Origin of the sequence: Actinoallomurus rhizosphaericola, assembly GCF_024055675.1 — a bacterium.
Classification (GTDB): domain Bacteria; phylum Actinomycetota; class Actinomycetes; order Streptosporangiales; family Streptosporangiaceae; genus Actinoallomurus; species Actinoallomurus soli.
The window spans coordinates 228,163-251,893 of the sequence record NZ_JAMXMW010000003.1 but is presented as its reverse complement, the minus strand read 5'-3'; the positions used below and the strand labels follow the sequence as shown (position 1 = coordinate 251,893).

General features: G+C 70.9%; 24 protein-coding genes and 2 riboswitches. Of the genes, 9 read left to right on the top strand and 15 right to left on the bottom strand.

All coding sequences use genetic code 11. The features are described from left to right. Positions 1–11: 11 nt before the first annotated feature. From NE234_RS08850 to NE234_RS08840, 3 genes are all read right to left on the bottom strand, one after another. A complete protein-coding gene (locus NE234_RS08850) occupies positions 12–458 on the bottom strand; it encodes a hypothetical protein (protein WP_252778399.1) in 447 nt (148 codons plus the stop codon). Positions 459–689: 231 nt separating this feature from the next. Beyond that, complete coding sequence (locus NE234_RS08845) at positions 690–1,700, bottom strand: WxL protein peptidoglycan domain-containing protein (RefSeq protein ID WP_252778398.1); 1,011 nt, start codon at positions 1,698–1,700, stop codon at positions 690–692. A gap of 396 nt (positions 1,701–2,096) precedes the next feature. Further along, the gene (locus NE234_RS08840) at positions 2,097–2,624 is read right to left on the bottom strand and encodes a hypothetical protein (protein WP_252778397.1); all 528 of its coding nucleotides are present in this window, start codon (positions 2,622–2,624) and stop codon (positions 2,097–2,099) included. Between the two features lie 639 nt (positions 2,625–3,263). On the opposite strand from NE234_RS08840, the gene NE234_RS08835 reads away from it, so the two are divergent. Then, the gene (locus NE234_RS08835) at positions 3,264–3,617 is read left to right on the top strand and encodes a hypothetical protein (protein ID WP_252778396.1); all 354 of its coding nucleotides are present in this window, start codon (positions 3,264–3,266) and stop codon (positions 3,615–3,617) included. A 61-nt stretch (positions 3,618–3,678) separates the two neighbouring features. On the opposite strand, the gene msrB is transcribed toward NE234_RS08835, so the two are convergent. Beyond that, entirely contained in the window at positions 3,679–4,080 is a 402-nt protein-coding gene (gene msrB, locus NE234_RS08830; protein WP_252778395.1) for a peptide-methionine (R)-S-oxide reductase MsrB, read from the bottom strand. 70 nt (positions 4,081–4,150) lie between these two features. Here msrB and ligD point away from each other — a divergent pair, with 70 nt between their 5' ends. Beyond that, positions 4,151–5,200, top strand: coding sequence for a non-homologous end-joining DNA ligase (gene ligD / locus NE234_RS08825; protein ID WP_252778394.1), 1,050 nt, complete (start codon positions 4,151–4,153; stop codon positions 5,198–5,200). A 25-nt stretch (positions 5,201–5,225) separates the two neighbouring features. On the opposite strand, the gene NE234_RS08820 is transcribed toward ligD, so the two are convergent. Further along, positions 5,226–5,804 (bottom strand): TetR/AcrR family transcriptional regulator, encoded by a 579-nt coding sequence (locus NE234_RS08820; protein WP_252778393.1) that lies wholly within the window; start codon positions 5,802–5,804, stop codon positions 5,226–5,228. A gap of 37 nt (positions 5,805–5,841) precedes the next feature. On the opposite strand from NE234_RS08820, the gene NE234_RS08815 reads away from it, so the two are divergent. Continuing rightward, positions 5,842–6,882: an epoxide hydrolase family protein gene (locus tag NE234_RS08815; RefSeq protein ID WP_252778392.1), complete on the top strand. Its 1,041-nt coding sequence runs from the start codon at positions 5,842–5,844 to the stop codon at positions 6,880–6,882. A 56-nt stretch (positions 6,883–6,938) separates the two neighbouring features. Here the strand turns inward: NE234_RS08815 and NE234_RS08810 are convergent, their stop codons facing one another. The 3 genes from NE234_RS08810 to NE234_RS08800 form a co-directional block, all read right to left on the bottom strand. Beyond that, entirely contained in the window at positions 6,939–8,375 is a 1,437-nt protein-coding gene (locus NE234_RS08810; protein ID WP_252778391.1) for an aldehyde dehydrogenase family protein, read from the bottom strand. A 98-nt stretch (positions 8,376–8,473) separates the two neighbouring features. Beyond that, positions 8,474–9,535: an ATP-dependent DNA ligase gene (locus NE234_RS08805; RefSeq protein WP_252778390.1), complete on the bottom strand. Its 1,062-nt coding sequence runs from the start codon at positions 9,533–9,535 to the stop codon at positions 8,474–8,476. A gap of 20 nt (positions 9,536–9,555) precedes the next feature. After that, positions 9,556–10,284, bottom strand: a complete 729-nt coding sequence (locus tag NE234_RS08800) for a pyrimidine reductase family protein (RefSeq protein ID WP_252778389.1) — start codon at positions 10,282–10,284, stop codon at positions 9,556–9,558. A 100-nt stretch (positions 10,285–10,384) separates the two neighbouring features. On the opposite strand from NE234_RS08800, the gene NE234_RS08795 reads away from it, so the two are divergent. Continuing rightward, entirely contained in the window at positions 10,385–10,807 is a 423-nt protein-coding gene (locus NE234_RS08795) for a hypothetical protein (protein WP_252778388.1), read from the top strand. Positions 10,808–10,945: 138 nt separating this feature from the next. On the opposite strand, the gene glgX is transcribed toward NE234_RS08795, so the two are convergent. After that, positions 10,946–13,054 carry a glycogen debranching protein GlgX gene (glgX, locus tag NE234_RS08790; RefSeq protein ID WP_252778387.1) on the bottom strand — a complete coding sequence of 703 codons (2,109 nt, stop codon included), beginning with the start codon at positions 13,052–13,054 and terminating at the stop codon, positions 10,946–10,948. A gap of 178 nt (positions 13,055–13,232) precedes the next feature. Then, entirely contained in the window at positions 13,233–14,567 is a 1,335-nt protein-coding gene (locus tag NE234_RS08785; RefSeq protein WP_252778386.1) for an MFS transporter, read from the bottom strand. Positions 14,568–14,690: 123 nt separating this feature from the next. On the opposite strand from NE234_RS08785, the gene NE234_RS45845 reads away from it, so the two are divergent. From NE234_RS45845 to NE234_RS08765, 5 genes are all read left to right on the top strand, one after another. Next, the gene (locus tag NE234_RS45845; protein WP_360890854.1) at positions 14,691–14,768 is read left to right on the top strand and encodes a putative leader peptide; all 78 of its coding nucleotides are present in this window, start codon (positions 14,691–14,693) and stop codon (positions 14,766–14,768) included. Between the two features lie 154 nt (positions 14,769–14,922). Then, on the top strand, positions 14,923–15,942 hold the full coding sequence (locus NE234_RS08780; RefSeq protein WP_252778385.1) for an ABC transporter substrate-binding protein: 1,020 nt from the start codon (positions 14,923–14,925) through the stop codon (positions 15,940–15,942). Continuing rightward, positions 15,939–16,781 (top strand): ABC transporter ATP-binding protein, encoded by an 843-nt coding sequence (locus tag NE234_RS08775; RefSeq protein ID WP_252778384.1) that lies wholly within the window; start codon positions 15,939–15,941, stop codon positions 16,779–16,781. Before NE234_RS08780 ends, NE234_RS08775 begins: the two co-directional genes overlap by 4 nt. Beyond that, positions 16,778–17,665, top strand: coding sequence for an ABC transporter permease (locus NE234_RS08770; RefSeq protein ID WP_252778383.1), 888 nt, complete (start codon positions 16,778–16,780; stop codon positions 17,663–17,665). The genes NE234_RS08775 and NE234_RS08770 overlap by 4 nt, the downstream gene beginning before the upstream one ends. A 26-nt stretch (positions 17,666–17,691) precedes the next feature. Continuing rightward, positions 17,692–18,591, top strand: a complete 900-nt coding sequence (locus tag NE234_RS08765; RefSeq protein WP_252778382.1) for a TauD/TfdA dioxygenase family protein — start codon at positions 17,692–17,694, stop codon at positions 18,589–18,591. A gap of 120 nt (positions 18,592–18,711) precedes the next feature. Here the strand turns inward: NE234_RS08765 and NE234_RS08760 are convergent, their stop codons facing one another. From NE234_RS08760 to NE234_RS08740, 5 genes are all read right to left on the bottom strand, one after another. Next, positions 18,712–19,242 (bottom strand): DUF6194 family protein, encoded by a 531-nt coding sequence (locus tag NE234_RS08760; RefSeq protein WP_252778381.1) that lies wholly within the window; start codon positions 19,240–19,242, stop codon positions 18,712–18,714. Between the two features lie 92 nt (positions 19,243–19,334). After that, complete coding sequence (locus NE234_RS08755; protein WP_252778380.1) at positions 19,335–20,942, bottom strand: acyl-CoA dehydrogenase family protein; 1,608 nt, start codon at positions 20,940–20,942, stop codon at positions 19,335–19,337. Next, complete coding sequence (locus tag NE234_RS08750; RefSeq protein WP_252778379.1) at positions 20,929–21,630, bottom strand: TetR/AcrR family transcriptional regulator; 702 nt, start codon at positions 21,628–21,630, stop codon at positions 20,929–20,931. Before NE234_RS08750 ends, NE234_RS08755 begins: the two co-directional genes overlap by 14 nt. 122 nt (positions 21,631–21,752) lie before the next feature. Beyond that, positions 21,753–22,382 carry a septal ring lytic transglycosylase RlpA family protein gene (locus NE234_RS08745; protein WP_252778378.1) on the bottom strand — a complete coding sequence of 210 codons (630 nt, stop codon included), beginning with the start codon at positions 22,380–22,382 and terminating at the stop codon, positions 21,753–21,755. Positions 22,383–22,522: 140 nt separating this feature from the next. Beyond that, entirely contained in the window at positions 22,523–23,281 is a 759-nt protein-coding gene (locus tag NE234_RS08740) for a CHAP domain-containing protein (RefSeq protein WP_252778377.1), read from the bottom strand. Between the two features lie 12 nt (positions 23,282–23,293). Beyond that, a riboswitch (cyclic di-AMP (ydaO/yuaA leader) is annotated at positions 23,294–23,431 on the bottom strand. Between the two features lie 108 nt (positions 23,432–23,539). Next, positions 23,540–23,683: riboswitch (cyclic di-AMP (ydaO/yuaA leader) on the bottom strand. Between the last annotated feature and the right edge of the window lie 48 nt (positions 23,684–23,731).

The following is a 23,731-nucleotide window of genomic DNA, read 5'->3' as shown; positions in this document are numbered from 1 at the left end:
TCGTGGCGTGCCTATGCGCAGGTGACGGTGTGGTCCCTGTGCGCTTGGCAGGTCATGTTCTTGCTGGTTGTTGCCTTGTCGATCTGTCTCGGGCCGGAGGTCTCCACGTCGGTCGCGGTGATCTTGATCTTCTCTCCGGCGGTGATGGGAGCCGCGGGGGTCGTCTTGATCGCGGTGGTGAATTTCTCGTTCCCGCCATTGCCTGTCTGCTGCACTGACCCGCTGCCGATGTCGGCACCGCCGTTCGCCGGGGCGACCGTCGTGGTCAGGTTCTCGGTGTGCCCGGGCCGGGTGGCGTTCACGGTCCCGCTGGCGAAGCAGATGTGTTGGTCGACAAGACACCTGAGACCGTCGAGAGCCAGCCCGACGGCGGCGGACGCGGACGGAGCGGGAACGACCGATCCCGCGCTGCTCAGGGTCAGTGCGGCGGCGATGGCGGCGATACGAAAGCGGAACATCACGGACTGCCCTTTCGTTGACTACTCTGCGTGACAAGTATCGGCCGAACGGTATCACTCTAGGTAACTATGGTGATGGCGATCCGTAAGGCCCTGACCGACGAGCGTTCGCCGCGATGACCACGTCCGACGACGGCGGAGACATCGGCGACACACGCCGGACCGTGTTAGCCGGCGCCGGGTGATCGGTCTTGCCGATGACCCGACCGGGCCCGTCTCATGGCCACCGGGCTAGCCGGGGGTGCGCTGCCGGTGCTTTCGCTGGAGGACGAGCAGCACCAGCAGGGCGGTGAGGATCAGTACTCCGAGCACGATAAGCGCGATCGCCCAGAAAGGGATGGTGCTGTCCGGGAGCGTCGTGTACGCGCCGTTGCCGGTGTGGATGATCTTCTTTTGGGTCCGGGAGGGCAGTGTCACGGTGCCGGACCACAGGGCCGCGGGGCCGGTTCCCCTGCGCAGCCGGACCTTGCACGGTATCGATTCACCGCTCAGGCCCGGGGCGTTGATCGGAAGTACCGCGCTGGTGCCGGGCAGGACCGTTTGCATGATGACGTCGTAGGAGTGGGGTCTGCCGTGGACTCGGCAGGAGATGGTTCCCTTCGCCTTGACGAACGTCTGGCCGGGATTGCGTACGGGGATGAGCAGGCGGGGTGTGTTCCCGATCCATTCGGCTGAGACCGGGGAGACCGCCAGGGCGGTCTTCATCTGCGCGAGTGCGCCGACGGTGATCGCGATACCGGCGGTGACCTGCCTGACGATGATCACTTTGGCGGATGCCTGCCCGTTCGAGCCGGCCGCGACCGCGCTGGGTCGTGCGAGGGATTCGGCGGTGATGCCGGTGAGGTATTGCGCCGGCCGGGCATCGGCCGGAACGGCGACCCGGAACCCCAGGGCCCTGCGTTCACCGGGGGCCAGGGTGATGGCGGTGGGAAGCCCGGTCACCCAGCAACTGGCTCCGGTGCAACCGCCGGGCGTGTTCTGGTACGCGGAGCCGGAATTGGCCGCGGTGACGCCCCGGGAGATGCTGATCTTCAGGCGCTGGGTCCGGGACCCGGTGTTGCTGATGATCGCGGTATCCCGGGCCGTCTTTCCGGCCGGCACGGTCAGATTGAAGTAGGAGCGCGGCCGACCGGCCGAGACCGAGGTCGGCGTGAGGCCGAACGAGCCGCCCCCCACGCCGCCACCCGCTCGCGCCGGAACGGCCGCGCCCACAGCGGCGAGGGCGAGCGCGGCGATGCTCACGAGGCCGATGGCGGCATGCGGTACGCGCTGACGTCGGGCCGGTGATGCTGTCAAGCCGATGACCTCCGGTGGCGTTGGCTGCGCCTCGTTGACCGGTCCCGGCCTGATGGGCACCGCCTGGTTGCAGTGTGGGCACTGGCCAGGACCCGCCTGGGTGTACGACGTGGTGGCGGACGGGATCGGTCGCGGTGTGCCGGGACATCAGTGTGGTCGCCGATCGTGCCGTGTGTGATCGCAAGATCTGGTAACCGGCGGTCGCGGGTGCCCAGGGCATGCGGGTGGGCATCGTGCGCGCGTGGGAGACGGTGCCGCCCGCCCCGGGTGGCACCGTCATCACGACCGCGAAAGAGCCCACCGTTACCCCGCGTGCGGGCACGCGGGCCGCCGGCGCGGGGCTCAGGGCCCGGAGATGATCGCCATCGTGACCGTGGAGGTGTACGAACCGGCCGACGCGCTGGCCGGAACGTTCACCCACCAGCCGACCGGGTTGGTCGCCGTACTGCCGCCGATGACCACCTGCCCGAGCCCGGACGCCGCAGCGGCGTTGTAGATGGTGACCGGGGTAGGCGTCGCCGCCGCCGTGGTGATCGCCACGGGGTAGGTGATCGAGTTGGTCGGCAGCGTACAGCTCCCACTACAGGTGGCCGTCGGCGCAGCGGCACTGGCGATCGAGCCGGTGCTGCCGTTCGTCACGAACGTGCCGCTGTCGGGGAAGGTGTGAGTTCCGTTGGTGAAGGTCGTGGCGGACGTCGTGACGTGCCAGCCCGCCCCGCTCCCGGTGGCGTCATTGACGGTGTACTCCTGGTCGGCGGCCGTCGTGTCGACCAGGCTCTGGTTGTTACCGTTCAAGATCGTGGACCAGGCCAGCGACGCCGGCGCCGCCAGCGTCAACGTGCCTGCGGTCAAGCTGGCCGTCGCGGTCAACGTGCAATTGGTACTGGTCGGCGAGCCAGGTGCACACGGGGCGGCGCTTGCTCTGCCTGACAGCAGAGCAGTAGACCCCGCAACGACAAGGACGACCGCGCCCAGCGCGTGAGAGAAATGCCGCATCAGCATCATCCATCTGCCGCGTGGCGTCCCCATGGGGGACACCACTGATCAACTACGCTACGTGATCATAGCATCACTATCAGTGGTCAGGCGATTGCTGGTGTGCGACACGCGCACTTCTCTACGATTGCCGCCGGAAGCGACCGGGGCTGTTACCCGGGCAAAAACACCCGGACGGAACAGCCAAAGCACCCCCAGAGCTACTTTCCCCCGGCGACACGGACCCCAGCGGAGGGCCTACCAGCGCTACTGACGCTCTTGTGACAAACCTACTGACGTCGCCGTGGCAAACCCACTGACACCCGGCGGCACTACCCGCTGACGCTCTCATGGCACTTGGCGGCCGTCCCATCGGGCGGCGCGTCGCACAGCGCTTCTCATATCGCGTTAATGCGCCTCATTCCACTCTGAAACCGATCTCATCCAATTCCTCGTCGTGCTTCATCGTCCTTCCAGATGTGCCGATTAATTTGGCCGATATCCGAAAGGACTGTCGAACACGAGGGAGTGGACATGAATCTGCGCAACCGGGCCGTCACTGTCGTCGCCGCCGTGACCATCGGAGCCGGCGGAGTCCTGGCCATGGGGGCGACGGCGGAGGCCGCCGTACGGCCCGTCTCCGCGCACGCTCCGAGCACCAAGGCGCCGCAGACCTACCGTGTCGTCGGCGTGCGGAAGGGGCGTGAGCTCGCCGTTCAGGCGGCGGCCGACCCGAGGTCGCGGATCGTCGGCCACCTCGGCGCGGGCGCGACGACCACCGGAACGGGCGGGTCCTCCCACGGGTACCTCGAGGTGAGGCTGGGCGGCGGCAGGACCGGATGGGCGCCGGCGAAGAACCTTCAGCGGATCGATGTGAAGCGCCGCTGAGAATGCCGGAACGCGCCGGGGCGGTGACGCGCCGGCGCGTTCCGGATTTCGCCGAGCGGGCCTACTCGGCCGGCTCGAGGCTCAGCGAGACGCTGTTGATGCAGTAGCGCTGGTCCGTCGGGGTGGGGTAGCCCTCACCCTCGAAGACGTGGCCCAGGTGCGAGTCGCACCGGGCGCAGCGGACCTCGATGCGGATCATGCCGTGCGAGGTGTCCCGCAGCAGCGTGACCGCGTCCGACTCGGTCGGCTGGTAGAAGCTCGGCCAGCCGCAGTGCGAGTCGAACTTGGTGTCCGAGCGGAACAGCTCCGCGCCGCAGGCCCGGCAGCGGTACACCCCTTCGGTCTTGGTGGAGACGTACTCCCCGGACCAGGGCGGCTCGGTGCCCGCCTCGCGCAGGACGTGGAACTCCTCCGGCGAGAGCTGGACCTTCCACTCTTCCTCGCTCTTGCGAATGACTGTCATGTCCCGCATAACCCGCGGCGGGGACGGGCCATTCCGGTGATCTGTCACCGGGCGGATGTACCGTGCCGTTATGGCATCGCCTTTCGTGGAGATCCAGGTCGGAGATCGCGTCGTCAAGATCACCAATCCGGACAAGGTCTACTTCCCGGCGCGGGGAGAGACCAAGCTGGACCTGGTGAACTACTACCTGGCCGTCGGTGACGGCATCCTGCGGGCGCTGCGCCGCCGGCCGACGACGCTGGAGCGCTGGCCGGGCGGGGTGTTCGAGGGCGCGAAGATGGCGACGCGCGCCGACAACCGGGGCGACGCCTTCTACCAGAAGCGCGTGCCGAAGAACGCTCCGGAGTGGCTCGAGACGGCCCGGATCGCGTTCCCCAGCGGGCGGCACGCCGACGAGATCTGCCCCACCGAGCTCGCGGCCGTGGCCTGGTGCGCCAACCTCGGCACCGTCACCTTCCACCCGTGGCCGGTGCGCTGCGGAGACGTCGACCATCCCGACGAGCTGCGCATCGACCTCGACCCCCAGCCCGGCACCGGCTTCGCCGAGGCGAAGAAGGTCGCCCTGGAGGCCGTCCGCGAGATCCTCGGCGAGCTCGGCTTCATCGGCTTCCCGAAGACCTCCGGCGGGCGCGGCGTCCACGTCTACGTGCGGATCGAGCCCCGCTGGACCTTCACCGAGGTCCGCCGCTGCGCGCTGGCCTTCGGCCGGGAGATCGAGCGCCGGATGCCCGACCTGGTCACCACCAACTGGTGGAAGGAGGAGCGCGGCGAGAAGGTCTTCATCGACTTCAACCAGAACGCCCGTGATCGCACCATCGCGTCCGCCTACAGCGTCCGCCCGAAGCCGTACGCCCCGGTGTCCGCGCCGCTGACGTGGGAGGAGCTGCCCGACGTCGAACCGGAGGACTTCACGATCGCCACGATGCCGGAGCGGTTCGCGAAGATCGGCGACCTGCACGCCGCGATCGACGAGCGGGCGTTCTCCCTGGAGACGCTGCTGGAGTGGGCCGACCGGGACGAGCGGGAGCACGGGCTGGGCGACATGCCCTATCCGCCGAACTACCCGAAGATGGCGGGCGAGCCCAAGCGCGTCCAGCCGAGCAAGGCCCGCCGCGACTGAATCGATCGTCGACGGTCGTCGTGCCTCACCCGTCGGCGAGGCGCTGGATGGTGGCGCTCAGCCAGGCCTGGAGCTCGGCGGGGTCGCCGAGCTCGGAACGCAGGACCCGGCGGCGGGTCGAGACGCCGAGCACGAACGCGTCGATCGCCGCGGCGCGGCTGCGGGCGCTCGCGTCGTCCAGGCCGCTGTCGCGGAGGTAGCGGTACAGCGGCTCCAGCGAGTTGGTGTCGAGGAAGACGGCCAGTGCCTCCGCCGCCTCCGGCCGTTCGCCGGACGCGCGCTGCAGGACGAGCAGTGGATCATCGCCGGGTGCGCCGAACCAGCGCTGGACGATGCTCGCCGCGAGGCGTGAACCCAGCGCGGAACGCTCGCCGTCGAAGGAGTCCGAGACCGGGATCTCCACCTGGGTCGCCGCCAGGAAGAGACCGTCCTTGCCGCCGAAGTAGCGCGTGATGAGGTTGGGTGACACGCCTGCCGCGTCGGCCACGCCCTTGACGGTGACCGCCGTGTACCCGTGCCGGGCGAACTGGCTACGCGCGTGTTCCAGGATCCGCTGTCTGGTGGCTGCCGCGTTGCGTGTGGCCGCCGCGTTGCGCGAACTCATGTGTACGAGCATACACATCATGTGTATGCTCGTACACATGATCGACGACTTGCGGGAACGACTCCGGCGGACACGGCGTGTCACGACCCCGTGGAGTGACGACAGGGCGCGCGGCGTCAGCGGCGCTCACCTCGACGACCTGCTCGAACGCTGGGCGACCGAGTACGACTGGGGCGTGCACGAGCGCCGCATCGGCGGGTTCCCCTGGGTGACGGTGCGGGCGGGCGGCACCGACCTGCGTGTGATCCACCGGCGGTCCGCGGATCCGGGCGCCCCGGTCGTCGTGCTGCTGCACGGCTGGCCGGACTCGGTGCTGCGCTTCGAGCGCGTCCTCCCTCTGCTCGCGGACCTGCACGTGGTGGTTCCCGCGCTGCCGGGCTTCCCGTTCGCCGCCCCGCTCACCACGCCCGGCATGTCGGTCAACCGGATCGCCGGGATCGTCGCGGACGCTCTCGACGAGCTCGGTCACCCGAGGTACACGGTGTCCGGAGGGGACGTGGGCGGCACCGTCGCGGAGATCCTCGCGGGCGAGCACCCGGACAGGGTGGCCGCCCTGCACCTCACGAACGTCGCCCCGCAGCGCGCGCTCACGGTGGACCCGGCGACGCTCGCGCCCGACGCGGCGGCCTACCTCGGCCGGGCGGCGCAGTGGTTCCGCGCCGAGGGCGGGTACATCGCGGAGCAGTCGACGCGGCCGAACACGCTCGCCGTCGCCCTCGGCGACTCACCCGCCGGCCTCGCGGCGTGGATCGTCGAGAAGCTGGAGTCCTGGTCCGAGGAGTCGGCCTTCACCGCCGACGAGCTCCTCACCTGGGTCACCGCCTACTGGGTCACCGGCACGATCGGCACCTCGTTCGCCACCTACGCGGAACCGGCCGCCCTCCCCGCCCGGATCGACACGCCGACCGTGCTCTCGGTGTTCCCGCGCGACACCAAGCCGGAGCCGCGAAGCTACGCCGAGGCGTTCCTCAACGTCCGCGAGTATGTGGAACACCCCGCCGGCGGCCACTTCGCGGCCTGGGAGCAGCCCGAGGCCTACGCCGGCGACGTACGCCGTGCGGTCGAGCTGGGCGGCTGACCCTCACCGTCCGCGAACGTCGTCGCCGGCGGCGCGCGGCCTGAGCCTCGATCGGCTCAGGTCTCGATCAGGCAGGACTTCTCGCGGGTGTTGGCGAGCACCGAGTCGTGGCCGTAGCCGCTGTCCTTGAGGCCCTCGAACGGCAGGCCCGGCGGCATCTTCCGGTAGGTGTTCACCCAGACCGTGCCGGCCTCGAGGTCCCGGCACATGCGGTGCGCGCGGCCGAGGTCCCGTGTCCACACGCCCGCCGCCAGGCCGTACGCCGAGTCGTTGGCGAGCGCGACCGCCTCCTCCTCGGTGTCGAAGGGCAGCGCCACGGCGACCGGGCCGAAGATCTCCTCCTGGCAGACGCGCAGCGCGTTGTCCTCGGTCGTGAACAGCGTCGGCTCGACCCAGTAGCCGCCCGCGTACGCCTCGTCCACGATCTCGCCGCCGGAGCGCCCGCCGAAGACCAGTTCCGCGCCTTCCTTCGCGGCGATCTCCAGGTAGCCCGTGACGCGCTGGAACTGTTCGGCGGAGACGATCGGCCCCATCGTCGTCTCCTCCGACAGCGGATCGCCGAGCCGGATCTCCCGGGCGATCGCGGTGATCCGGTCGATCATCTCGGCGAAGACCGGCCGCTCGATGAGGATCCGCGAGCCCGCCACGCATACCTGGCCCGCGTTGGCGGTGAAGACGCTCTGCGTCGACACGCCGAGGGCCGCGCGGTCCAGGTCGGCGTCCGCGAAAACGATGTTGGGGGACTTGCCGCCGAGCTCGAAGGCGAGGGGCTTGAGAGCGTCCGTGCTGGCCCGGGTGATGATCCGCGCCGTCTCCGTGGAGCCGGTGAGGCTGATCCGGTTCACGCCGGGGTGGCGGACGAGGGCGTCGCCGACCTCCTCGCCGAGTCCGGACACGATGTTGAGCACGCCGGGTGGCAGGACCTCGCGCAGTAGCTCGCCGAGCCGCAGCGTGGAGGCGGTCGCCTGTTCGGCGGGCTTGATGACGACGGTGTTGCCGGCGGCCAGCGCGAACGCCGCCTTCGCCGAGAAGGTGGAGATCGGGGAGTTCCACGGGATGATCCCGACCACCACCCCGTACGGGACACGCCGGGTGAATCCCAGGCTGCCCGGTCCGAGGATGACGGTCTTGCCCTCGACGGCGGCGCCGCACTCGGCGGCGGCCAGCTGCCACAGGTAGGTCATGCCGGGCAGATCGCGCCTGGCGGTCTCGGTGATGATGCGGCCGTTGTCGCGGGTCTCCAGCTCGGCCAGCTCCCGCGCGTTGGCGGCGAAGACCCCGGCCACCTTGCGGAGCAGGTGCGCCCGGCCGGCCGCCGGCAGCGCGGACCAGGCGGGGAACGCCGCGCGGGCCGCCGCGACGGCCGCGTCCGCGTCGTCGGCCGTGCTGCGCGGGATCCTCGCCCAGACCCTCCCGGTCGAGGGATCGACCGAGTCGAGCGTGCGGTCGGCGGAGCGCAGCTCGCCGCCGATCAGGTTGGAGAACTCCCGCATCGCGATCCCTTCTCCCCGCGCGCGACGGAGCCCGCCCGCGCCTGCCGTGCACTGTGCCAAGCGTACGCTTGGTTGGTGGCGCGGGAGAAGACCGGGGCTCAGTCGCCGAGGATGTCGTCCAGGTCGTACGCGACCGGCACCTCGAGCTGGTCGTATCCGCACGACTCCGGCGTGCGGTCCGGCCGCCAGCGGCGGAACCGCGCGGTGTGCCGGAACCGGCGGCCCTCCATGTGGTCGTAGGCGACCTCGCACACCAGCGCGGGCCGCAGCGGAACCCACGACAGGTCCTTCTTGCCGGTCCAGCGGCTGACCGCCCCGGGCATGCGGTCGGCTCGCGCGTCGGTCTGCTCGGCCCATCCGGCCCACGGGTGCCCGGTGAGATCCGTGACACGGTAGGGCTCCAGCTCCGCGACCAGCTCCTCGCGGCGTTTCATCGGGAAGGACGCCGAGACCCCGACGTGCTGGAGCCGATCGCCGTCGTACAGGCCGAGCAGGAGCGAGCCGACGACCGGCCCGGACTTGTGCCAGCGGAACCCGCCGACGACGCAGTCGGCGGTGCGCTCGTGCTTGACCTTGAACATCGCCCGCCGGTCCGGCTCGTACGCGCCGTCCAGCGGCTTGACGACCACGCCGTCCAGCCCGGCGCCCTCGAACTCGTCGAACCAGCGCAGGGCCACGTCGTACGCGTCGGTCGCGGGGGTGACGTGGACGGGCGGCTTCGCGCCGGCGAGCGCCTCGGCGAGCCGGGCGCGCCGGTCGCCGAACGGGGTCTCCAACAGCGACTCGGCGCCGAGCGCGAGCACGTCGAAGGCGACGAAGCCCGCCGGCGTCTCCTCGGAGAGCAGCTTGATCCGCGAGGCGGCGGGGTGGATGCGCTGCTGCAGCGCCTCGAAGTCGAGGACGTGGCCCCGGCGCACGACGATCTCCCCGTCGAGGACGGACCGCTCGGGCAACTCGCGGCGGAAGCCCTCCACCAGCTCGGGGAAGTAGCGGTCCAGCGGCTTGCCGTTGCGCCCGTAGATCGCCACCTCGTCGCGGTCCCGGAACACGATCGCCCGGAACCCGTCCCACTTCGGCTCGTAGAGCACGTCCCCGCGGGGTAGCTCCTTGACGGCCTTGGCCAGCATCGGCGCCACGGGCGGGCTCACGGGCAGGTCCATGACCTCACACTAGAACACGCCTACGACGATCCCCGGTCGTCACGGCGGGTGTAGCGGAGGAACAGGAAGTCCTCGTCCTCCAGGACGTGCCGGAGACGGTACGGGGTCGACGCCGGTCCCGGGCCGTCGACGATCCGGGCCGCGTCGCCCGCGGTGATCTGCGGGCTGACGGTGAGGCACAGCTCGTCGAGCCGCTCCGCGGCGACGAACTGGGCGAGCAGCCGCGGGCCGCCCTCGGTGAGCTGACGGGTGAGGCCGCGCTCGGCCAGCGCGTCGAGCGCGGCCGCCACGTCGACCGCCTCCTCGCCGGCGACGATCACATCGGCGTGCTTCTCCAGGCCGCTGCGCCGGTCGTCCGGGGCCGACGCGCACGTGATGACGATCGTGCGGGCGGTCGCCTCGGTGAAGACGGGGGCGTCGACGTCGAGCTCCAGCGAGCGCGACACGATGGCCAGTGGCGGCGCCGCCGGCCGTCCCGTACGGATGTCGCCCCACCACTCGCGGGGCTGGACCGGGCCGTACCCCTCGACACGGACCGTCGCCGCGCCGGCGATGACGACGTCGGCCAGCCCGCGCAGCAGGGACAGCAGGCGCCGGTCGGCCTCGTTGCCCAGCCCCCCGGCCTTGCCCTCGAACGTCGCGGCGCCGTCGGCGCTGGCGACCATGTTGCACCGGAGCCAGGGGGCGGTGTCCGGATAGGCGTACGCCTCCGCGAGGTCCGCGAGGCCGGCGGGTTCGAGTCGTCGCATGACACCCAGGGTGGCACAGCGTTCGCTTCGTGACGGTACCGCGCTCTTGTCGCAGTGTGGCCGAGGTGACAGTTGGGTAAGAGCCGGGTCAAGAGGGGGAATGGGCTTGGGTATCGCCGCATTGGTGATGTGGTCGCTGGCCGCCGTCGCGGGCGCCTACCTGCTGATCGTCTGGCTGGCCAACGGCGGCCTGCGGCGCCAGGGCACGAAGGTCACCCGCTTTCCGCTGACGGTCGTCCTCGGCCACCCCGCCCTGGCCGTGGTGTCCCTGGGCGCCTGGGTGAAGTTCCTGCAGACGGCGCGCGTCGCGTACGCGTGGAGTTCGTTCGGCGTGCTGGCCGTCGTGGCGTTGCTGGGCTTCACCCTCCTGACGCGCTGGCTCACCGGGCGCGGCGGCAAGCACGCGCGCGGCGCGGAGCAGCACTTCCCCCTGATCGGTGTGCTCGCGCACGGCACGGTCGCCCTCCTGACGTTCGTGCTGGTGCTGCTCACCGCGATCAGGGCCGCCCGCGGCCAGCCCTGACGGCTGCGGGCCGGCGTCGGCAGTCAGGCAGCCCGGCAGTCAGGCAGCCCGGCAGTCAGGCAGCCCGGCAGTCAGGCAGCCCGGCAGTCAGGCTTCCGATCGCCGCGGTCGGCCGTGACGAGCGGCGTCCGGCCGTGCTCAGGCGGGCAGGACGCGGCGCAGCAGGACCAGGGCCCGGTCGGCGACCGCCAGGTCGTCGTTGGCCTTGACCGCCTCGCGGTCGGCCGGCGCCGGCGTCGCGGTGTCGAGGACGACCTCCCACCGTTCGCCGAAGCGCTCGTCCGGAATGTGGAAGACGATGCCGTCGGAGTGCGCGTTGAACAGCAGCAGGAACGAGTCGTCGCGGACCCGCCGCCCCCGCGGGTCGGGCTCGGTGATCGCGTCGCCGTTGAGGTACACCGCGACGGCCTTGGCGTAGCCGATGTTCCAGTCCGCCTCGGTCATCTCCGTGCCGGACGGGGTGAGCCAGCAGATGTCGCGCTGGCCGTCCAGCTCGCCGCCGTGCGTGTGCCCCTGGAAGAACCGCCGCCGCCGGAAGACCGGGTGGTCCCTCCGCAGCTCCGACACCGTACGGATGAAGTCGACGAGGTCCCGGTCGTCGTTCCAGGACACCCAGGCGAGCTCGTCGTCCTGACAGTAGGCGTTGTTGTTGCCGTGCTGCGTGCGGTTCAGCTCGTCGCCGTGCGACAGCATCGGCACGCCCTGCGACAGGAACAGCGTGGCGATGAGGTTGCGCTGCTGGCGGGCGCGCAGCGACCGGACCGCCGGGTCGTCCGTCTCGCCCTCCACGCCGTGGTTCCAGGAGCGGTTGTCGTCGGTCCCGTCGCGGTTGTCCTCGCCGTTGGCCTCGTTGTGCTTGCGGTCGTAGGTGACCAGGTCGTGCAGGGTGAAGCCGTCGTGGCAGGTGACGAAGTTGATCGAGGCCAGCGGGCGGCGGCCGTCGTCGGCGTACAGGTCGCTGGAGCCGGTCAGGCGGGAGGCGAACTCCTGCAGCGCGGGCTGACCGCGCCAGAAGTCCCGGACCGAGTCGCGGTACTTGCCGTTCCACTCCGTCCACAGCGGCGGGAAGTTGCCGACCTGGTAACCGCCCTCACCGACGTCCCAGGGCTCGGCGATCAGCTTCACCTGCGAGACGATGGGATCCTGCTGAACCAGGTCGAAGAACGCCGAGAGCCGGTCGACGTCGTGGAACTCCCGTGCCAGCGCGGACGCGAGGTCGAACCGGAACCCGTCCACGTGCATCTCGGTCACCCAGTACCGCAGCGAGTCCATGATCAGCTGGAGTGCGTGCGGGTGCCGGGCGTTGAGGCTGTTGCCGCAGCCGGTGTAGTCGAGGTTGTACCGCTTGTCGGTGTCCCGGAGCCGGTAGTAGGCGGCATTGTCGATGCCGCGGAAGCTGAGCGTCGGGCCCAGGTGGTCGCCCTCGGCGGTGTGGTTGTAGACGACGTCGAGGATCACCTCGATGCCCGCCTCGTGCATCGCCCGCACCATGGCCTTGAACTCCAGGACCTGCTCGCCGAGCTCACCGGAGGAGGAGTAGGCGTTGTGCGGCGCGAGGAACCCGATCGTGTTGTAGCCCCAGTAGTTGGTCAGCCCGCGTGCCACCAGGGCGTGCTCGGAGACGAACTGGTGCACCGGCATCAGCTCGATCGCCGTGACGCCGAGCCGGCGAAGGTGCTCGATCATCGCCGGGTGGGCGAGCGCGGCGTAGGTGCCGCGCTGCTCCTCCGGGATGTCCGGGTGCAGCCGCGTCAGGCCCTTGACGTGAGCCTCGTAGATGACCGTCTCGTGGTACGGCGTCCGCGGTGACCGGTCCTCGCCCCAGTCGAAGAACGGGTTGATCACGACGTTCTTCGGCATGTACGGCGCGCTGTCCTCGGTGTTGAGCTCGGCCGGCGCCGCGAACCGGTAGGAGAACACCGACTCGTGCCATCGCACGTCGCCCTCGACGGCCTTGCCGTACGGGTCCAGGAGGAGCTTGGCGGGGTTGCACCGGTGTCCCAGCGCCGGCTCGTACGGCCCGTGCACGCGGTAGCCGTACCGCTGCCCGGGGCCGATGCCGGGAAGGTAGCCGTGCCAGACGAAGCCGTCGGTCTCGGGCAGGGCGTAACGGGTCTCGGTGCCGTCCTCGTCGAACAGGCACAGCTCGACCCGCCGCGCCACCTCAGAGAACAGCGCGAAGTTCGTGCCGGTCCCGTCCCAGGTGGCGCCCAGGGGGTACGGGGTGCCGGGCCAGACCTCCTGCATCGCTCTCCTCGGTGTCCACGGACATGCCTCATCGAATTGTCGCCGTACCTCGGCCGAGACGCGAATGGCGCGGCCGGGGAGGACCGGGATCCGGTGCCCCGAGCCGCGCGACGCATGCCGAGTACGTGGCTGACCAGGAAGTTTCTCCGGATCCGCCAGGGATGCACTCTATGTGAGGTCAGGAAAGGTCAGTGCCAGGCCGGCCCTCCGGGCGGCTGGTCCCCTCCGCCTCCACCGGCTCCGCCTGCTCCCGCTCCGGCGGGACCGCCGGAGAGGCGCCGAACTCCACGCCGTGCGCCTCCCGGCCGAACGCGGTCAGCAGGACCACGGCGAGCAGCGTCGGCGCGATCACGACGGCGAACGAGAACGGGTAGCCGTGCCCGCTCGCCAGGCGCTCCTGCAGGGGCAGGTTGATCGCGGCGAGGAGGTTGCCGAGCTGGTAGGTGACGCCGGGGTAGAAGCCCCGGATCGCGTCCGGCGACATCTCGGTCAGGTGCGCCGGGATGACGCCCCAGGCCCCCTGGACGAACAGCTGCATGAGGAACGCGCTGACCGCCAGCAGCGCCGTGCTCTTGGAGTAGGCGAACAGCGGTACGACGAGCAGCGCCAGCAGGGACGCGCCGACGATGGCCCGGCGCCGCCCGAAGCGCTGCGACAGGGTGCCGACCACCACGCCTCCGACGATGGCGCCGACGTTGTAGATCACCGCGATGCCGACCGCGTAGTGCGGGGAATGGTGCAGGCCCTTCTTCAGGAAGGTCGGGTAGATGTCCTGCGTCCCGTGGCTCATGAAGTTGAAGGCCGTCATGAGCAGCACGAGGTAGAAGAACCGGACCAGGACCTTGCGGTCGAAGAAGACCTTGCGCAGGGGCGTGCGCGTCATCTGCAGCCGCGCGTTCGTGCGCTCCCAGACCTCCGACTCGCCCACGCGGTACCGCACGTACAGCGCGATGAGCGCGGGCACCGCGCCGAAGACGAACAGGCCGCGCCAGCCGAAGATCGGCGTGATCACGAAGTACGCGAGCGCGGCCACCAGGTAGCCCGCCGGGTATCCGACCTGGAGCATCCCGGAGTAGAACCCGCGCTTGGCCGGCGGGATCTTCTCCATCGCCAGGGAGACGCCCAGGCCCCACTCGCCGCCCATGCCGATGCCGTACAGGAAGCGCAGGGCGAGCAGCATGGTCAGCGAGGTCGAGAAGCCGGAGATCAGCTCGACGACGGAGTAGAACAGCACGTCCGCCATCAGCGGGATCCGGCGGCCGGCCTTGTCCGCCCACAGGCCGAACAGGTACGCGCCGAGCGGCCGGGCGATCAGCGTCAGCGTGGTCGCGACGGTGACCTTCTCGGCCGACGTGCCGAAGTCCTTGGCGACCTCGGTGATCACGAAGACGAGGAGGAAGTAGTCGAACGCGTCCATCATCCAGCCGAGGAAGGCGGCGAGGAAGGCGTTGCGCTGATCACGATCGAGGCCGCCGGCCTGGTCGCGGATGTCGCCGAGCAGGGGTACGCCCATGGGGGGTCCTTAGTCCGATCCGTCGCTCCCAGCCGATCTTTACCCAGAGTTGAGACGATCAATTCCATGGTAAGTCGGTAGGAAAGGTTGACTGCGTACGGTCCGCCGTGTTTCGATCAGTCCATGCGCGTCCGGCCCGCCCTCACCCGCCGGCGGCACGTCGACCTGGTCCGTGTCGCCGCAGCCCGCTGTCGCGGCTGACGATCTCGCCGATCCCGCCTCCCGCGGCCTCCTCCTCGGCCGCGTTCCCCCATCCCCGCAGTTCGTTCCCCGTCACGGTGCCCCACGGCACTCGTCCGGCGAGTGCCGCACACCACGAAGACGGCGCCGCCCCCGTACAGGAGCGCATTCCCTCATGCCCAGAAGATCTCTCTCGGCCGTCCTGGCCCTGACCCTCGCCGGCACCGGCTGCGCCGCGCAGGCGCGCTCGGCCGACTCGCCGACCCTGAAGATCGGATACTTCCAGGGGGCCGTCGCCGGCCCCGAGGCCGTCGTGGCAGCCGACCCCGGCCTGTCGTCGCACGTCAAAGCGAAGATCGAGCTCCGTCCGATCGACAGCGGCGTGGCCGGCATGGCCCAGTTGCGCGCCGGCGCCTTCCCGGTGGTCTCCGGTGTCGGCAACCCGCCGTTCGTCGGCGCGTTCTCCTCCGGCACGGACGTGGAGGTGGTCTTCGCCGAGAGCATCGACGAGTCCGGGCTGGTCGTCAGCGACGCGATCAGGTCGAACGCCGACCTGCGGAAGGTCGGGGTGCTCGTCGGCTCCACCCTCGACTTCCAGCTCCGGGGCTGGCTGAAGAGTCAGGGCCTCACCGGCAGGGTGCAGATCGCCAGCTTCGCAAGCGAGGCGGCCGAGGCCGCCGCCTGGAAGGCCCACAAGATCGACGCGGTCTACATCAGCCAGTCCTTCCTCATCGAGCTGAAGAAGCACGGCGGCCGGGTGCTCACGACGGCGGCGGACATCGCCAGGCTCGGATACGCCGCGGTCAACCTGCTCGCCGTCAGCCGGACGTACGCCGCGAAGAACCGCGACCTGGTCCAGCAGCTGGTCTGCCAGGTCTCCCAGGCCCAGACGCTGGTCCACGGGGACCAGGCCGCCAAGTACGTCCGCCCGGCGGCCCGGTTCCTCGGCGTACGGCCCGACGACGCCGTCGAGGCGACGAAGAGCTACCCCTACATCCCGGCGGCCGAGGAGACCGGCTGGCTCCAGGGAACGGACGGCAGGGCGGCCTCCGGCCGGCTGGCCGCCAACTTCCAGCGCACCGGGGAGTTCCTGGTGACGCAGGGCCGGGCGAAGGCCGTTCCGTCCATCGCCCAGATCGCCGCGCACATCGATCCCGGCTTCTGGGCCAAGGCGCAGGCGGGAGGCTGCTCGTGAGCCGGCCCGGCACGCCTCAGGCGCCGGCCGCCGCGGAACGCCGGCCGGCGAACGCGGTCGTCGCGGAGCCCCGGGTCACCGAACGTCCGTCCGCGATCCGGCTCCGGGACGTCGGCAAGACCTTTCGCGGACGGCGCCGGCGGACCGCCGCGCTCGAAGGCGTCAGCCTGGACATCGAGGCGGGGGAGTTCCTCTGCCTGCTCGGTCCCTCCGGGTGCGGCAAGTCCACGCTGCTGGGCGTTCTCGCCGGGTTCGTCCCCGCCGACTCCGGCGAGGTGCTGGTGGACGGGCGGCCGGTGCGGGGGCCGGGCCCCGACCGGGGCGTGCTGTTCCAGACGCCGACGCTCTTCCCGTGGCTCACCACCCGCCAGAACGTCCTGTACGGCCCGAAGGCCAGGGGCGCGCTCACCCGGGAGGTGCGGGAGGAGGCCGACGCCCTGCTGGAGACGGTCGGGCTGGCGGACTTCCGGGACGCCTACCCGCACGAGCTGTCCGGCGGGATGCGCCACCGGGCGGCGTTCGCCCGCGTGCTGATCAACCACCCGAGCGTGCTCCTCATGGACGAGCCGTTCGGGGCGCTGGACGCCATCACCCGCGCCGGGATGCAGCGGTTCCTGCTGGAGCTCTGGCAGCGGCACCGGATGACGATCGTGTTCGTCACCCATGACGTCGAGGAGGCGACCCTCCTCGGCGACCGGGTGGCGGTGCTGTCCGGGCGGCCCGGCCGGACGAAGGCCGTCGTCGACATCCCCCTCCCGCGCCCCCGGGTCTACGAGGACACCGAGACGCTCGAGTTCGTCACCGCCAAACGGCGGATCAGGGAGGTGCTGGAGCGATGAGCGAGCAGATCACGAGCGCGGCGCCCCTGACCGCCGCGCAGGCGCCCGACGGAGAGGAACCGCCGCCGGTGACGTCCGGGACGACCGGCGCGCCGGGGCGGCGGAGGCGGCGTTCGTGGCGGCGCGTGGCGTTCGGCGGCGCGGGCCTGCTGCTGGCGCTCGGCGTCTGGCAGGTCGCGGCGCTGATCATCGGCGACCCGGTGACGCTGCCGTCGGTCACCGGGACCGTCCGTGAGTTCGGGCACTACGTCACCCATCGGTACCCGGAGGTCCAGGGCAAGACCCTCCTGGAGGACGCCCTGATCAGCACCGGCCGGATCCTCGCCGGATTCGGGCTCGGCACGGTCGTGGGCCTCGTCCTGGGCGCCGCGATGGCGGGCGTCCGCGTGATCCGCGAACTCGCCGACCCCATCATCGCGGTCGTACGGCCCCTGCCGCCGATCGCGTTCATCCCGCTGCTCGTCGTCTGGTTCGGCATCGGTGAGACGTCGAAGGTGGCGCTGCTGTTCTTCGGCGTGGTCCCGGTCATCACGATCGCGACCCTGGGCGCCCTCGACGCCGTCCCGGCCGAACTGGTGAACGCCAGCCGGAGCCTGGGCGCCTCGCACTTCCACACGATGGTGCACGTACGGCTCCGCGCCGCCGTCCCCGGCGTGATCACCGGGATGCGGATCGCCATGGGCGGCGCCTGGACGAGCATCATCGCGGCCGAGATGATCGCCGCCACCGGAGGGGTCGGCTTCCTGATCCTGCAGGCCGGCAACTACCTCCAGACTCCGCTGATCTTCAGCGGGATCATCGTCATCGCCGTCCTCGGCTTCGTCTTCGACGGCCTGCTGCGCCTTCTGCTGCGCGCCGCCGACCCCACCATCCGCCACTCGTGAGACCCCTGAAAGACAAGGAGTGCCCCATGTCCACCCTCGACATTCGCAAGGTCGGCGGACGCATCGGCGCGGAGGTCACCGGCGTCGGCCTCGACCGCCTCGGCGGCGAGGAGTTCCGTGAGCTCAACGCGGCCCTGCTCGAGCACAAGGCGCTGGTGTTCCGTAACACCGGCCTCGACGACGAGGGCCAGATCCGCTTCGCCGCGAGGTTCGGCGAGCTGACCGCCGCCCATCCCACCGTGCCGTCCGTGGACGGGAGCCCCAACATCCTGCCGGTCGACGGCGAGGAGGGCATCCGGTCGAACCACTGGCATACGGACGTGACGTTCGTGCGCACGCCGCCCAAGGTCACCACGCTCCGCGCACTGGTCGTGCCGCCGTACGGGGGCAACACGCTGATCGCGAACGCCGCGGCCGCCTACCGTGACCTGCCGGAGCAGCTGCGGGAGTTCGCCGACCGCCTCTGGGCCGTGCACACCAACGACTACGACTACGTCCTGCCCCGTACGAACACCAGGAAGGCGGTGGAGTACCGGGAGACGTTCGTCTCCCGGCGGTACCGGACCGGGCATCCGGTCGTGCGGGTGCACCCGGAGACGGGCGAACGCGGACTGTTCATCGGCGGGTTCGCCCAGCGGATCATCGGGCTGAACAGCACGGAGTCGCGTGACATCCTGCGCATCCTCCAGGAGTACGTCATCCGGCCGGAGAACATTTTGCGCGTCCAGTGGAACCCCGGCGACCTCGTGGTGTTCGACAACCGGATCACCCAGCACTATGCCCCGGACGACTACGGGGACCAGCCCCGCAGGCTGCACCGGGTGACCGTGGCGGGCGACGTCCCCGTGGGCGTCGACGGCACGCGGAGCCACGTCATCGAGGGCGACGAGGCGCAGCACTACACCCCGGCCGTCGCCGCCGCCTGATGGACGCGGGGCCCGGAGGCGCGGGGCTCCGGGCCCCGTCCGGCGGCGGATGAGACCCCGGGCGGCGGGTGCGCGACGCGCCCGGCGCCGGCCGGGGACCGCGAGCGGCCGGCTCGGCCGTCAGGCGGGGCCCGGCCGGGTCCGGTCGAGTCGTCCCGCGGCCCGGGCGCGGGCCTCCTCCAGGAGGGTGCGGGCGAGTGAGGAGGTGGCCTCGCCGGGGCTGAGGACGCAGACCCAGCCCTGCGCCGCGTACACGGGGTGGGGGAGGACCCGGTCGGTCACCGTGAAGTCGATGCCGCCGCGGTGGTCCGCGTGCGCCGCCGGTGAGTGACCGATCAGCTCCTCGAACCTCCTGCGGCCGACGGCGAGGTTCAACCGGAACACGCCGGGGCGGTCGAGGTCAGAGGCGGTGTCGAACCCGTCGTAGTCCTTGGTCACGATCGTTGCGAAGGGGAGGAACCGGTCTGCGGCCGCGTCGCCGCGCGGATCGTAGGAGATGAACGTGTCACCCCAGGCCGGCTCCGGAGCGCCGGTCTCCTCGCTCGCCGTGACCACCACGGTCCCCGGCAGGCCGGCTGCGAACTGAATGATCTCGTCCTGCGTCATGACGCCCTTCCGATCTCGGTCGCGTTCTCCCTTCCAGGGTTCCATTGAAGTTCCCTGTGAGACTTTTCGCCGATGACGCCGATCAATGGCCTGGTCACCGCCGGGCGACCTTCAAAGCGCGGGTGAACTCGCGGCGCTCAGCCGGTCTTCGGGCGGGCCCGCTCGATGATCGCGCCGAAGTCGACGCCGGCCGGCAGGGTGCCGAACGCCCGGCCCCAGTCACCGCCCAGGCGGGAGGCGCAGAAGGCGTCGGCGACGGCCGGATGGCCGTGCCGGACCAGCAGCGAGCCCTGGAGGACCAGGGCGAGGCGCTCCACGATCCGCCGGGCGCGCACCTCGATCGTCGCCACGTCGGTGAGCGCGTCCCTGACCTCGGCGGCCGCGGCGTCCAGCCGGGCGTCCGCGCCCGAGGCCAGGCCGACCTCGTCGAAGAACGCCTCGACCGTCTCCGGCTCCTTGACCATCGCCCGGAGCACGTCGAGCGCCGAGACGTTGCCCGAGCCCTCCCAGATCCCGTTGAGGGGCGACTCGCGGAACAGCCGCGGCATGCCGGAGTCCTCGACGTAACCGTTGCCGCCGAGGCATTCGAGGGCCTCCGCCGCGTGGGCGGGCCAGCGCTTGCACACCCAGTACTTGCTCACGGCGAGCCCGAACCGTTTGAACGCGGTCTCGCCGCGGTCGGTCGCCCCGGCCAGGCGGAGCATCAGGAGGGTCGCCGCTTCGGACTCGACGGCCAGGTCGGCCAGGACGTTGCGCATCAGCGGCTGGTCGATGAGGTACCGGCCGAACGCCTGCCGGTGCGCGGCGTGGTGGGCCGCCTGGATGAGGCCCTCGCGCATCCCGGCGGCCGCGCCGATGACGCAGTCGAGCCGGGTCATGTTGACCATCTCGATGATCGTGCGGACGCCGCGCCCCTCGTCGCCGACGCGCCAGGCGACGGCCTCCTCGTACTCGACCTCGGCGGACGCGTTCGACCGGTTGCCCAGCTTGTCCTTGAGCCGCTGCAGGCGGATGGCGTTGCGGGTGCCGTCGGGCAGCACCCGGGGCAGCAGGAAGCAGGTGAGGCCCTCCGGGGCCTGCGCGAGGACGAGGAACACGTCGCACATCGGCGCGCTGGTGAACCACTTGTGGCCGGTCAGCAGGTACGTGCCGTCGGGCTGCGGCACCGCCCGCGTCGTGTTGGCCCGGACGTCGGACCCGCCCTGCTTCTCCGTCATCGACATGCCGGCGAGGATGCCGCGCTTGCCGGCCGGGTCGCGCAGCCCGAAGTCGTATGTGTCGGAGGTCAGCAGCGGCTCGTACCGCCGGGCCAGCTCCGGCGCGTGCCGGAGCGCGGGCACGGCGGCGTAGGTCATCGAGATCGGGCAGCCGTGCCCGGCGTCGACCCGCCAGACGTAGAACTTGGCGGCGCGGGCGACGTGCGCCCCGGACCGTTCGGTCCAGGCGCGCGCGTGCAGCCCGTGGCTCACCGCGACGCGCATCAGCTCGTGCCAGGCGGGGTGGAACTCCACCTCGTCGATGCGGTGGCCGTACCGGTCGTGGGTGCGCAGCACCGGCGGGTGCTCGTTCGCGAGGCGGCCCCACTCCCGCGCCTGTTCGGTGCCCGCCAGCCGGCCCAGCTCGTGGACGGCCTCGGCCGCCCAGCCGCCGCCCTCGCGGAAGAGCCCGTCGAGGAGTGCCGGGTCGTCGGCCACGTCGTGGCCGAACAGCGGGGGGACCTGGTTGAAGACCTCATGCGTAGTCACTGACCGCTCCGATGCTGCGCTGGGCGAACGAGATGAGATGGGAGATCAGGTCGATCCGGGCCTGCCCATCCGCCGCCGCGTCGGTACGGGCGGGCTGGGCCGGGTCGGCGGGCTGGGCCGGGACGCCAGGCGGATCCGGGTCGGCGGGCTGCCCCGCGCCGACCGCGAGCGGTCCGACGAGGGCCTCGCCGATGGCGCCGACGAGCGCGGCGGCGCCGACCTCGACGTCCTGCTCGGGCAGCTCGCCGGCGGCGATCCCGCGACTGATGATCTCGGCGAGGACGGCGGCGTACGCCCGGCGGAAAACCAGGCGTTCGGCGTCGACGGAGGGGTCCACCGGCTCGGCGAGGAGCGCGTAGGCCATGCGCGGCGCGCGCAGGGCCCGGCCCGCGAAGGTCTCGATCACCGCCGCGACGCTCTCGGCCGCGGCCCGGTCCGGTGACGCGGCGCGGGCGAACGCGTCCACCTCGCGCTGGGAGGCGACGCGGAAGACCTCGGCGACCAGTTCGGACTTCGACGGGAAATGGCGGTACACGCTGCCGGTCGCCACACCCGCCCGCCGGGCGACGGCGGCGATCGAGCATCCGGCGTAACCCTGCTCGGCCACGACGGAGAGCGCGGCGGCGCGGATGCGGTCCCGCGAGGCGCTGAGCCGGGCCTCGACCCGGGGGGTACGGCGGTACGGCACACAAGGATTGAACCTCAGTTCACTCCTTCCCGGCAAGCCTGCGCGGACAACGGGCACAAAAACGGCGCGGGATCCCGAGAGGGGATCCCGCGCCGTCCGGCCGGCAGGCGAGGGGGAGCGGGTTACGCCTTGCCGGTGGCCTGAGCCGCGCCGGTCGCCGTGGCGTAGCCGGTGCCCGAGTGGCGGTACACCGGGCCCTTGCCCAGCTCCAGCACCTGGAACTTGACCGTGATCGAGTTGGACGCGGTGCCGGTGAGGTGCTTCATCATCTTCTCCGACAGGTCGATGAGCGCCGGCGGGTTGTGCTGGGCGACCGCCCACTCCGCCGGGCCGAAGTCCTCGACGATCCCGATCTCGCTCTTGCCGTTGTAGGTGACCTTCACCTTGGTGCCGAGCGGCCAGTACGGGCTGGCGATCGTCTCGTACGCCATCGGCTTACCCGACGCCGTCGACGGGTCCCAGAAGGAGGTCGCGGTGGAGACACCGGTGGGCAGGGCCGGGGCCTTGGCCTGCTTCTTGGGGTCGTTGCCCTTCTTGACCGACAGGAGCATCCGGTCCTGGGCACCGCTCTGGACGCGCTTCTCGGCCTGCGCGGGCGCCTGCTGCGCGACCTTCGCCGGGGCGCTCTGCGCCTGAGGCGACGCCGCCGCCTCCGAGGTGCCCCCGTAGGCGAGGGCGGTGGTGACGCCGGCGCCGGCCAGGGTGACTCCGGCGGCGACGCTGGCGATGGCCTTGGTCGAAAGCCTGATCATCGCTTTCCTTTCGGGGGCATGCGGGGATGAGGGCATGGGGGTACCGGGGAAGGGGTGAGAGAGATCCGGAGAGAAGTCCGGGAAGGGGAGGTCGCGCGTGCCGCGGCACCGGCGGCGGCACGGCACGCGCCGACGGGCGGCTACTGCTGCGGGTACTCCGGGTAGCCGTAGCCCACGACGGTGGAGGTGTTACGCGTCCGGACCTTCACGGCGTCGTCCGTGTTGCCCTCGACCGTCTGGATGGTGCCGTCGTGGTTGTCCTTGACGACCAGGCCCACGTGATCGATGTTGTCGACCCCGCCGCCGCTCCAGGAGAAGAAGACGACCGCGCCGGGCTTGGGAACGCTGCCCCAGCGGCCCTGCGAGATGAACCACTTGGCGTGGGAGGGGGTGAACGCGTCGCCGCCCATGCCCTTGACGCCCAGCGTGTCGCCGACCCAGGTGACGAACATGTCGCACCAGGACGCGTTGGCGTAGTCGCTGACGGAGCCGCCGTCGCGGGCGGCACCGGCCTTGGCGTACGGGGTGGTCATGAACCACTGGTTGAACTTGCTGCCGCCCGTGGCGTTCTCGGTCGTACCGACCTGGGACTCGGCGAGCTTCAGGACGTCCGCGGCCGTGGGCAGCTTCTTCTGCTTCTGCTCGGCGACGGTGTGCACGTTGAGGTGCGCGTCGTCGCCCGCGGGGCGGGCGTGCTCCGCCTTACCCGTACCGGGTGCGGGTTTCTGTGCCACCTGGTGGACGGCCGGACGGGACACGGTGGAGGCCTGCGCGGACAGGGCGGGCCCTGCGGTCACGACGGTCGTCGCCGCCGCGCCGGCGGTCACGGCGCCGGCGATGAGGCCGGTGAGACACTTCTTCTTCGAGGTAAAGCGGGGTTTGGCGTGTCGAGGGGACACGGGGGGTACTCCTTCGGCTTCCATGCCGCTTACCGGGTTAGCTGACGGGTTCGGGCGTGGAAGCTGCCCTACGGCACAGAAGTGCCGATTCACCCCAATGGTGCGGTGGGTCCCCGGTTCCGCGAGGTGCGGATTCAGCGGGTCGCCCGCTTGCGCGGACGGCACGAACAAAGAGACAGGGTCTGGCCGTACGGTCCCAGGGGCGGGACGACGACCGGATATTCAGATCAGGGAAGACTCGCGGACAAGGTTCTGACTCCTTACTTCCAGTACGCCTACCGGGTTAGCTGACGGGTTCGGGCGTGGAAGTCGCCCTACGACACGACGGATGTGCCGATTCACCCCGGGACTGCTCATGGGTCCCCGGCTCCGTGACTCTCACGGACTCGACGTTGCCGCTCCCGCTCCATGGGGATCGAGCGGTGCTCCGCGGGAGTGGCGTGATTTGGA

Bases quoted from the DNA above. Each gene is read 5' to 3' on its own strand.
- NE234_RS08850 (WP_252778399.1), bottom strand. From the start codon at position 458: ATGTTCCGCTTTCGTATCGCCGCCATCGCCGCCGCACTGACCCTGAGC.
- NE234_RS08835 (WP_252778396.1), top strand. From the start codon at position 3,264: ATGAATCTGCGCAACCGGGCCGTCACTGTCGTCGCCGCCGTGACCATC.
- msrB (WP_252778395.1), bottom strand. From the start codon at position 4,080: ATGACAGTCATTCGCAAGAGCGAGGAAGAGTGGAAGGTCCAGCTCTCG.
- ligD (WP_252778394.1), top strand. From the start codon at position 4,151: ATGGCATCGCCTTTCGTGGAGATCCAGGTCGGAGATCGCGTCGTCAAG.
- NE234_RS08820 (WP_252778393.1), bottom strand. From the start codon at position 5,804: ATGAGTTCGCGCAACGCGGCGGCCACACGCAACGCGGCAGCCACCAGA.
- NE234_RS08815 (WP_252778392.1), top strand. From the start codon at position 5,842: ATGATCGACGACTTGCGGGAACGACTCCGGCGGACACGGCGTGTCACG.
- NE234_RS08810 (WP_252778391.1), bottom strand. From the start codon at position 8,375: ATGCGGGAGTTCTCCAACCTGATCGGCGGCGAGCTGCGCTCCGCCGAC.
- NE234_RS08805 (WP_252778390.1), bottom strand. From the start codon at position 9,535: ATGGACCTGCCCGTGAGCCCGCCCGTGGCGCCGATGCTGGCCAAGGCC.
- NE234_RS08800 (WP_252778389.1), bottom strand. From the start codon at position 10,284: ATGCGACGACTCGAACCCGCCGGCCTCGCGGACCTCGCGGAGGCGTAC.
- NE234_RS08795 (WP_252778388.1), top strand. From the start codon at position 10,385: ATGGGCTTGGGTATCGCCGCATTGGTGATGTGGTCGCTGGCCGCCGTC.
- glgX (WP_252778387.1), bottom strand. From the start codon at position 13,054: ATGCAGGAGGTCTGGCCCGGCACCCCGTACCCCCTGGGCGCCACCTGG.
- NE234_RS08785 (WP_252778386.1), bottom strand. From the start codon at position 14,567: ATGGGCGTACCCCTGCTCGGCGACATCCGCGACCAGGCCGGCGGCCTC.
- NE234_RS45845 (WP_360890854.1), top strand. From the start codon at position 14,691: ATGCGCGTCCGGCCCGCCCTCACCCGCCGGCGGCACGTCGACCTGGTC.
- NE234_RS08780 (WP_252778385.1), top strand. From the start codon at position 14,923: ATGCCCAGAAGATCTCTCTCGGCCGTCCTGGCCCTGACCCTCGCCGGC.
- NE234_RS08770 (WP_252778383.1), top strand. From the start codon at position 16,778: ATGAGCGAGCAGATCACGAGCGCGGCGCCCCTGACCGCCGCGCAGGCG.
- NE234_RS08765 (WP_252778382.1), top strand. From the start codon at position 17,692: ATGTCCACCCTCGACATTCGCAAGGTCGGCGGACGCATCGGCGCGGAG.
- NE234_RS08760 (WP_252778381.1), bottom strand. From the start codon at position 19,242: ATGGAACCCTGGAAGGGAGAACGCGACCGAGATCGGAAGGGCGTCATG.
- NE234_RS08745 (WP_252778378.1), bottom strand. From the start codon at position 22,382: ATGATCAGGCTTTCGACCAAGGCCATCGCCAGCGTCGCCGCCGGAGTC.